This is a genomic window from Roseateles sp., from assembly GCF_036404855.1.
Classification (GTDB): Bacteria; Pseudomonadota; Gammaproteobacteria; order Burkholderiales; family Burkholderiaceae_C; genus Pelomonas.
Genome location: NZ_DASWYS010000297.1, coordinates 1 through 6,754 on the forward strand (window position 1 = coordinate 1; position 6,754 = coordinate 6,754).

Consider the following 6,754-nt stretch of genomic DNA (forward strand, 5'->3'; position numbering starts at 1 on the left):
CGCTGGAATATCTGGACAAGGACCGCGCTTTCCTGACCAAGGGTGGTGTGTTCACCGACTCCTACATCGATGCCTACATCGAGCTGAAGATGCAGGAAGTGACCCGCTTCCGCATGGCGACCCACCCGGTCGAGTTCGATATGTACTACGCGCTGTGATGGCTGGAGGCGGCAAGCTTGCTGCCGCCCCGTGCATGGGCAGCCGCATGGCTGCTGCCCGGCCATCCCTGGAGAGGGGCCGCCCGCGCGGCCCCTTTTTCATTTCCTTGTCTGGGCCACAATGCCGCCATGCTGAATCGACTGCTGGCACCGTTGTTCGTTCTGGCCAGCCTGGGCGCGCAAGCCCAGGGGACGGTCTACCGTTGCCCCGGCCCCCCGGTGCTCTACACCGACGCGCTGTCCGCCAAGGAAGCGAGCGAGAAGGGCTGTCGCACCATCGAAGGCACGCCCATCACCGTGCTGCAGACGCCCAAGCCGCGCCCCAGCACGGCCACGGCGGCCGCGACGGAAGGGGCGCGCAGTGGTGACGGTCGCATCGAGGCCGGCCAGCAGCGCGCGCGCGACGACGAGCGCCGTCAGGTGCTGCAGACCGAGCTGCGCCAGGCCGAGGAACGGCTGGCAAACGCGCAGCGCGACTTCAGCAACGGCCAGGGTGAGCGCCGCGGTGACGAGCGCAATTACCAGAAGTACCTGGACCGCATGGCGGAACTCAAGGACAACATCGCCCGCTACGAGGCTGATGTGCAGGCGCTCAAGCGCGAAATCTCCAAGCTCCCCTGACTGTCGGCATGGCGCCGACGCGCGCCATGACTGATACCCCCCTGCTGCTGGCCGAGTTCGCCGGCCTGGACCTGCTGGCCACCATGGTCGTCGTCGTCAGTGCCGACGGCGAATGCCTGTTCGCCAACGCGGCCTTCGAGAACGGCATGCGGCTGTCACGCCGCACGGTGCAGAAGGCACACCTGCCCGACTGGTTCGTCGACGCTCAGCGCCTGACGGAGACACTGGCCGGCGTCGCCGCCAACCAATACTCCAGCAGCCGTTTCGATGCGCTGCTGCGGCGCGGCTCCTGGGCCCAGGAGGACGGCTTGCCGGTCCACGTGATCGTGTCGCAGATGGACGCGGCCGAGGACGGTGCGCCGCGCGTGCTCGTTGAGCTGATCGAGATCGCGCAGCAGGCCCGCCAGGACCGCGACGAACGCAATCTCGATCAGGTGCAGGCCACCAAGGAGTTGACCCGCAATCTGGCCCACGAGATCAAGAACCCGCTGGGCGGCATCCGGGGGGCGGCCCAGCTGCTGGCGCTGGAGCTGCAGGATGGCAGCCCCGAGCTGACGGAGTACACCCAGGTCATCGTCCACGAGGTGGACCGGCTGCAGAGCCTGGTCGACCGCCTGTTGGCGCCGCATCGGCGTGCCCATGTCGTCGGCGACGTCAACATCCACGAGATCTGCGAGCGGGTGAGGGCGCTGGTGTTGATCGAGCACCCCAAGGGCCTGACCATCACGCGCGACTACGACACCTCGCTGCCCGACTTCCGCGGTGACCGTGAGCAGCTGATCCAGATGGTGCTGAACATTGTGCAGAACGCCGCTCAGGTGCTCGGTTCGCGCATCGCGGCCGGCGATGCCCAGATCGTGCTGCGCACGCGCGTTGCCCGGCAGGTCACCATCGGCAAGCAGCGCTGGCGCTTGGCATTGGAATTGCATATCGAGGACAACGGTCCCGGCGTTCCCGCCGAGATCCGGGATCGCATCTTCTTTCCCCTGGTCTCAGGGCGGGAGGGCGGCTCCGGCCTCGGACTCACGCTCGCGCAGACGATCGCCCAACAGCACCAGGGGATGATCGACTGTGAGAGCGAGCCGGGCCTGACCAATTTCCGAATCACGCTGCCCCTGCCTTGAAGCCACGAGCCGACGGGACGGGCTGAGGAACCTCATGAAATCCATCTGGGTTGTTGACGACGACCACTCGATCCGCTTTGTGCTCGAGAAGGCCCTGGCCCGCGAGGGGCTGCCGGTGCGCAGCTTCAGCAATGCGCGCGACATGCTCGCCGCGCTGGACGACGACTCCCCGCAGGTGCTGGTCTCCGACATTCGCATGCCAGGTGGCTCGGGGTTGGAACTGCTGGCCAAGGTCAAGGCGCGGCTGCCGGCGCTGCCCGTCATCATCATGACGGCCTACTCGGATCTCGACAGCGCCGTCTCTGCCTTCCAAGGCGGTGCGTTCGAGTACCTGCCCAAGCCCTTCGACCTGCCGCGTGCGGTTGAGCTGATCCGTCGCGCGCAGGAGGAGAGCCAGCGCGAGGCCGGCGAACAGGAGGCCGCGGCCCAGGTGCCCGAAATGCTGGGCCAGGCCCCGGCCATGCAGGACGTCTTCCGCGCCATCGGACGGCTGTCGCAGAGCAACGTCACCGTCATGATCACGGGCGAGAGCGGCTCGGGCAAGGAGCTGGTGGCACGCGCGCTGCACAAGCACAGCCCGCGTGGCGAAGGGCCGTTCGTCGCGATCAACACCGCCGCCATTCCCAAGGACCTGCTGGAGAGCGAGCTTTTCGGCCACGAGCGTGGTGCCTTCACCGGCGCGCAGGCCTCGCGGCGTGGCCGCTTTGAGCAGGCCGATGGCGGCACGCTTTTCCTGGATGAGATTGGCGACATGCCGTTCGAGCTGCAGACTCGGCTGCTGCGCGTGTTGTCCGATGGCCAGTTCTACCGCGTCGGCGGTCACAGCCCGTTGCGCAGCAACGTGCGGGTCATCGCCGCCACGCACCAGAACCTCGAAGAGCGCGTGCGCCAGGGCGTGTTCCGGGAGGACTTGTTTCACCGCCTGAACGTCATCCGCCTGCGTCTGCCGCCGCTGCGCGAGCGTCGCGAGGATGTGCCCGCGCTGGCCCGCCACTTCCTGCAGCGCAGCGCGACGGAGCTGGGCGTGGAGCCCAAGCGCCTGTCCGACGCCGCGCTCGCCGTGCTGACCAATTTCGAGTTCCCGGGCAATGTCCGCCAACTGGAGAACATCTGCCACTGGCTCAGCGTCATGGCGCCGAGCCAGGTCATCGAGCCCAAGGACCTGCCAGACGAGCTGCAGCCCGGCTATGTGCCGGCGCCCTCAAGCACGGCGATGACCAGCACGATGGCGGTTCAGCCCGGCGTCGCTGCGCCAGCGCCCGCCAGCGCGCCGGTCAGCACCAGCAGCGGCGAAGGGTGGCTGGCCGACATGGCCGCCGACGCCCGGGGCCGCCTGGCGGCCGGTGAGCCCGATGTCTGGGATGCACTCACCAAGAAGTTCGAGGCTCAGCTCATCTTGACGGCGCTTGACATCACGCGGGGCCGTCGGATCGAGGCCGCGCAGAAGCTCGGCATCGGCCGCAACACCATCACGCGCAAGATCCAGGAGCTGGGCCTGGACGTCTGACGCTGGAGCCGCCGGTTCAGCGCAGCGCGACGAGCACGCGACCATCCTGCACGCGCACCGCATGGGTGCGCACCGACTGCTCGGGGGCCTCGACGCACTCGCCGGTGCTGAGGTCAAAATGGTTCTTGTAGAGCGGCGAGGCGACAACGACCCGCTCGCCCAGGTTGCCCACCAAGCCACGGGAGAGCACGCTGGCGCCCGATCGCGGGTCGATGTTGTCGATGGCGTGGAAGCGGCCCGTCCCGACGCGGAACACGGCCACATGATGCCCGCCGACACGGGCGGCCACGCCGGTGTCGGGCAGGATGTCGTCGACGGTGCAGATGGGGGTGTAAGTCATGTCGGGTCCTTGATCAGGCGGTGGCTTCACTGCGCTCATCGGCGCGTTCCTCCGGGCGTGCCGGGCGGATCTGCCCGCGCTCCCGCACGAAGACGATCCGCTCGTCGGGCATCTCGCTGTTGACGAAGGAACGGAAACGCTGGCGCACCTCCGGCGTCGTGACGGCCGTCTTCCATTCGCACTGGTAGCTGTCCACAACGGCCTGCATCTGTGCCTCGAGCTCGGTCGCGAGGCCCAGGCTGTCGTTGACGATCACGTCCTTCAGGTAGTCCAGCCTGCCTTCGAGGGCCTCGCGCCAGGTGCTGGTGCGCTGCAGCCGATCGGCCGTGCGCACGTAGAACATCAGGAAGCGGTCGATCAGCTGGAACAGCTCAGCCTTGCCGAGATCGCTGGCGATCAGTTCAGCGTGTCGGGGCTTCATGCCGCCATTGCCGCAGACGTAGAGGTTCCAGCCCTTGTCGGTGGCGATGATGCCCACGTCCTTGCCCTGTGCTTCGGCACATTCGCGCGTGCAGCCGGAGACGCCGAACTTGATCTTGTGCGGAGCACGCAGGCCCTTGTAGCGGTGCTCGATCTCGACGGCCAGGCCGACGGAGTCGTCCACGCCATAACGGCACCATGTGCTGCCCACGCAGCTCTTCACGGTGCGCAGCGACTTGCCATAGGCATGGCCGCTCTCGAAGCCGGCGGCGATCAGTTCTTCCCAGATGCTGGGCAACTGCTCGACGCGCGCGCCGAACATGTCGACGCGCGCGCCACCGGTGATCTTGGTGTACAGGCCGTACTTCTTGGCCACCTGGCCCACGGCGATGAGGCCGTCGGGCGTGACCTCGCCGCCCGGCATGCGAGGCACGACGGAGTAGCTGCCGTCCTTCTGGATGTTGCCGAGGTAGTAGTCGTTGCTGTCCTGCAGGCTGGCGAGTTCCGGTTCCAGCACGAAGGCGTTCCAGCAGGACGCAAAGATGCTCGCGGCGGCCGGCTTGCAGATGTCGCAGCCCAGGCCGCTGCCGTGCTTGCCCAGCAGCTCGCCGAAGGTCTGGATGCCACCGACGCGCACCAGGTGGTACAGCGCCTGGCGCGAATGCGGGAAATGCTCGCAGAGGTGGTTGTTCACCGTCATGCCGCGCCTGCCCATCTCTAGCTTCATGACCTGGGTGACCAGGGGTACGCAGCCGCCGCAGGTGGCGCCAGCGCGGGTCGCTGACTTGATGTCGCCGAGGGTTCCGCAGCCTTCGCCCACCGCCGCGCAGATCTGGCTCTTGGTGACGTTGTTGCAGGAGCAGAGCAGGGCGCTGTCGGGCAGTGCGTCGGCCCCGATGCCAGGCCTGACCTTGCCATCGCTGCTGGGCAGGATCAGGAACTCGGGATCGGCAGGCAGGCGGATGCCGTTGAGTGCCATCTGCTGCAGCGTCCCGTACTCGGCCGCGTCGCCCACCAGCACGGCGCCGAGCAGCGTCGAACCGTCCTCGCTGACGACGATCTTCTTGTAGACCTGCTTGCGCTCGTCCACGTACTGGTAGCTGCGGCACCTGGCCGTCTTGCCGTGCGCATCGCCGATGCTGGCCACGTCCACACCCATCAGCTTGAGCTTGGTGCTGAGGTCGGCCCCGGGGAAGGCCGCGCCCGCGTCGCCGGCAATGTGGCGGGCGGCCACGCGCGCCATCTCGTAGCCGGGGGCGACGAGGCCATAAGTCTGGTCGTTCCAGGCCGCGCACTCGCCGATGGCGTAGACGTTGCGGTCGCTGGTGCGGCAGTGGTCGTCGATGACGATGCCGCCACGCGGGCCGATGGCCAACACGCATTGGCGGGCGATCTCGTCCCGCGGGCGGATGCCGGCCGAGAACACCAGCATGTCGGTCTCCAGCCAGCTGCCATCGGTGAAGACGAGACGATGGCGTGCACTGGCGCCGTCGGTGATCTCGACGGTGTTGCGCTGGGTATGCACCTGCACGCCCAAGGCCTCGATCTTCTCGCGCAGCACGCGGCCGCCGGTCTCGTCGATCTGTACGGCCATCAGCCGCGGCGCGAACTCGACGACATGGGTTTGCAGTCCCATGTCGCGCAGCGCCTTGGCGCATTCCAGCCCCAACAGGCCGCCGCCGATGACGACGCCGCTCTTGGCGACCTTGCCGCTGGACTGCATCGCTTCCAGGTCCTCGATGGTGCGGTAGACATGGCAATGCGGGCGCTCGCGGCCCGGCACGGCCGGCACGAAGGGGGTGGAACCGGTGGCCAGCACCAGCTTGTCGTAGGGGATGACCTCGCCGTCGGCCGTCGTCACCGTGTGGTTGCGACGTTCGATGGCAACGGCCCGGGTAGCCAGGCGCAGCTTGAAGCCGGTGGTCTCGAAGAAGCCCGGGGGGACGAGCGACAGTGCCTCGGCCGACTTGCCGGCGAAGAACTCGGACAGGTGTACGCGGTCATACGCCGCGCGTGGTTCCTCGCACAACACCGTCACCCGAAGGTCAGTGCCTGCGGGGCCTTCGGCCAGTGATTCGAGAAACTTCTGGCCCACCATTCCGTGGCCGATGAGGACGATGTGCATATCTGTTCGAGCGAGGCAGGCTGCGCCGACCCGGACCTGGCGGGCCGGGTCGGAGTCACCAATGAAGAAGGCCCCGAGAGCAATGGTCTGCTCGGTCGGGGCCGGGGATGAGGTTCGCCGCCTTTGGCGATGCTTGGGAAGCAGAGGGCCGCTCCAGCGCGGCGCCTCGGGCAGCACATCGCAAGACGCATGCCTGCGCCGGCAACCGGCCTCGCTCCCCGGTGGGGCGCCCACCCGGGACGCCGCAGCACTGCCGCGGTGCGGAGTGGCGCACCGCGGCGGGGCGCTTCGCCCTGTCAGCGGGCTGCGCGGTCGAGCATCACTTCGAGGCCCTGCGCGTTGAGCTCGGCATCCAGGGCCAGCCAGTCGGCGGCCTCGGCGCCGGCCGGATGGCCATGGATGCGCAGCCGGGCCAGATAGCCCGCCAGCAAGCCGGCCTTGAGCTTCTCGTGGCGGTCC

5 protein-coding genes and 1 pseudogene are annotated in these 6,754 nt (G+C 67.9%); 4 read left to right on the top strand and 2 right to left on the bottom strand.

Annotation, left to right across the window (positions count from 1 at the left end; translation table 11 throughout):
* The 4 genes and pseudogenes from glnA to ntrC all read left to right on the top strand — a co-directional run.
* A pseudogene (gene glnA, locus VGF12_RS19640) lies at positions 1–158 on the top strand (glutamine synthetase); the annotation flags it as partial.
* A 129-nt stretch (positions 159–287) separates the two neighbouring features.
* A complete protein-coding gene (locus VGF12_RS19645; protein ID WP_331177742.1) occupies positions 288–779 on the top strand; it encodes a hypothetical protein in 492 nt (163 codons plus the stop codon).
* 26 nt (positions 780–805) lie between these two features.
* Positions 806–1,903: a nitrogen regulation protein NR(II) gene (glnL, locus tag VGF12_RS19650; RefSeq protein ID WP_331177743.1), complete on the top strand. Its 1,098-nt coding sequence runs from the start codon at positions 806–808 to the stop codon at positions 1,901–1,903.
* A 34-nt stretch (positions 1,904–1,937) separates the two neighbouring features.
* The gene (ntrC, locus tag VGF12_RS19655; protein WP_331177744.1) at positions 1,938–3,410 is read left to right on the top strand and encodes a nitrogen regulation protein NR(I); all 1,473 of its coding nucleotides are present in this window, start codon (positions 1,938–1,940) and stop codon (positions 3,408–3,410) included.
* 16 nt (positions 3,411–3,426) lie between these two features.
* On the opposite strand, the gene nirD is transcribed toward ntrC, so the two are convergent.
* Both nirD and nirB read right to left on the bottom strand, forming a co-directional pair.
* A complete protein-coding gene (gene nirD / locus VGF12_RS19660; RefSeq protein ID WP_331177745.1) occupies positions 3,427–3,750 on the bottom strand; it encodes a nitrite reductase small subunit NirD in 324 nt (107 codons plus the stop codon).
* Positions 3,751–3,763: 13 nt separating this feature from the next.
* On the bottom strand, positions 3,764–6,295 hold the full coding sequence (gene nirB, locus VGF12_RS19665) for a nitrite reductase large subunit NirB (protein ID WP_331177746.1): 2,532 nt from the start codon (positions 6,293–6,295) through the stop codon (positions 3,764–3,766).
* Positions 6,296–6,754 lie beyond the last annotated feature (459 nt).

Bases quoted from the DNA above. Each gene is read 5' to 3' on its own strand.
- VGF12_RS19645 (WP_331177742.1), top strand. From the start codon at position 288: ATGCTGAATCGACTGCTGGCACCGTTGTTCGTTCTGGCCAGCCTGGGC.
- glnL (WP_331177743.1), top strand. From the start codon at position 806: ATGACTGATACCCCCCTGCTGCTGGCCGAGTTCGCCGGCCTGGACCTG.
- ntrC (WP_331177744.1), top strand. From the start codon at position 1,938: ATGAAATCCATCTGGGTTGTTGACGACGACCACTCGATCCGCTTTGTG.
- nirD (WP_331177745.1), bottom strand. From the start codon at position 3,750: ATGACTTACACCCCCATCTGCACCGTCGACGACATCCTGCCCGACACC.
- nirB (WP_331177746.1), bottom strand. From the start codon at position 6,295: ATGCACATCGTCCTCATCGGCCACGGAATGGTGGGCCAGAAGTTTCTC.